The following is a 2,109-nucleotide window of genomic DNA, read 5'->3' as shown; positions in this document are numbered from 1 at the left end:
GCCGCTCGCTGATCGAACGCCCTATCCTCGGGCGCTCTAAGCGGAGGGGAGCCCGCTGCCGGGGCCCCGGCGTGCCACACGGCCACGGCCACGATCGCGAACACCGCCGGCCACTTCACCGCGGTGGCCGCGGTGAGCAGGACCATGGCCGGTATCGGGCGTCCCGCTCGGGCAGCCAGCAGGCCCGCCGCAAGCAGCGCCATCATGATTGCTTCAAGATGGATGGCGCCGAGGAGCTGCAGGATCACGACCGGGTTCCCGGCGGTCGCGAGGGCCAGCGGCCGCTGCCGCGGGTCGGCGGCCCAGGTTACGCATCCCACGATCACAATGGTGCCCGCGAGCGCGACGAGCCGCAGGATGAGGACCGTTCCCAGGACGCTTCCGCCGGACAGCGCATAGGCGGCCTTCAGCAGGGCGAGCGCCAGGGGGCCATAGGGAGCCCGGGACATCCGCCAGACCGGGTCGCTCGCAAGCAGGCTGGGCTGGTGGCCCAGGATGGCCGGGCCGTTCCGGTATGGGTTGAGATCGGCGGTGAGCATGGCTCCGTGCGCTACGTAGCTGTAGACGTCCAGGCTCAGGACTGGCGGGCCCACGGCGACGGGCAGACACCAGACGGCGATGATGATCCCGGCCTGGCTGAGCGAGACCGACCCCCTGCTGGCCAGCAGGCGCAGCTGCAGCCAGGCGACGACGACGAGCGTAACCCCAACGATCATAAAGGCGGGCAGCGCTGAGGCACGGTCAAGCCGTACCGGGACAAGTAGCCCGAACCATTCGGTGGGCAGTTCGACTCCAGCGCGCAGCGCGAGCCGCCCCGCCGTGCCGACCACCAGGCATGTGCCGGCAAGCCCGAGCAGGCCGGGCAGGAAGAGGCTGGACAGGAGGAACTTGCTGAGGGCACTGGGAGCAGACCAGGTGGGCTCGGCCAGCTTCGGGTGGCTGGAGCCTTTGCCGGGGCAGGTGGTCGGGACGTCACCGCCCCGCGGCATGATGCCCGCGAGGGGAGCGCCGGGCCTCGCCGCTGTCATCCGTTCGAGTGCATGGCAGGGCATACGAGACAATCGTAGCTATTTGACATTTTTATATTAATTCCGTCAAAAGTAGGTCAACCCCGAGTTGCCGGCCGGCGATGCTGTCATGCGGTGCTGTTGTCATATGACGCTCTTGTCAACCGATGTTGACAGTGGGTCACATATCATATCATATGATGAACTATTACGTTATTCGCTGCGGCGTGATCGGGGCGGGCCGGGCTGCTGAAGATCTTCGAGGCATGCCCTAGTCTCCGTATGTGTGCCGTGCTACAGGGGTTGACGAACCGGCGTGTTCCGCGGCTGTCGGGACGGCCCGTGTGCTCGTCGCGTCCAACCGTGGGCCGGTGGCGTTCAGCGCGGACGATGACGGGTCCTTGATCGCGCGTCGTGGCGGTGGTGGGCTGGTCAGCGGTCTGCACGCGGTCGTGGGCGAGGATGCCGCGTCCGGCGGCGGGGATACCGCTGGGGATACCGCCGGTGGCAGCGGGCTGGTGTGGGTGTGCGCGGCGCTGAGCGAAGCCGACCGGCGGGCCACCCGGCTGGCCCCGGACGGCCGGCTCGATCTCGCTGGCCACGACACCGGCGGCACCGCGGTGTGCATGCTCGATGTGGACCGGGTCGTGTTCGAGCGGGCGTACAACGCGGTCGCCAACCGTACGCTCTGGTTCATCCTGCATCTTCTGTACGCCCCGGCCTCCCAGCCGTCCTTCGGGTCGGTGTTCCAGCAGGACTGGCTGGCGTACGAGAGCTACAACACGATGTTCGCCGAGGCGCTGGCGCGTGAGGCGGCGCCTGGCGCGGCCGTACTGATCCAGGACTACCATCTGACCCTCGCGCCCGCGCAGCTGCGTCGGCTGCGGCCGGATCTACGGATTGCCCATTTCAGCCACACCCCGTGGCCGCCACCCGAGTACTTCCGGATGTTGCCGGACAGGGTCGCCAGCGCGGTCGTCGAAGGCCTGCTCGGCGCTGATCATCTTGGTTTTCTGACCGCCGCGTGGGCCGAGGCGTTCTGCCGCTGTGCCCAGGCAACGCTCGGCGTTGACATCGCCGTTGACCGGGCTGCCGAGATCGA

General features: G+C 68.1%; 2 protein-coding genes. One reads left to right on the top strand and one right to left on the bottom strand.

Going from position 1 to position 2,109, the window contains the following annotated elements; all coding sequences use genetic code 11:
• The coding region (mptB, locus tag MJ783_RS08495; protein ID WP_239309791.1) for a polyprenol phosphomannose-dependent alpha 1,6 mannosyltransferase MptB at positions 1–1,052 on the bottom strand (1,052 nt) is incomplete at its 3' end.
• Positions 1,053–1,351: 299 nt separating this feature from the next.
• Here mptB and MJ783_RS08490 point away from each other — a divergent pair.
• Positions 1,352–2,109: trehalose-6-phosphate synthase (locus tag MJ783_RS08490; RefSeq protein WP_239309789.1), on the top strand; the 758-nt coding region annotated here is incomplete at its 3' end.

This window comes from Protofrankia sp. Cj3 (assembly GCF_917627355.1).
In the GTDB taxonomy this organism is placed as follows: Bacteria; Actinomycetota; Actinomycetes; order Frankiales; family Frankiaceae; genus Protofrankia.
This window is presented reverse-complemented; position numbering and strand designations above follow the sequence as displayed.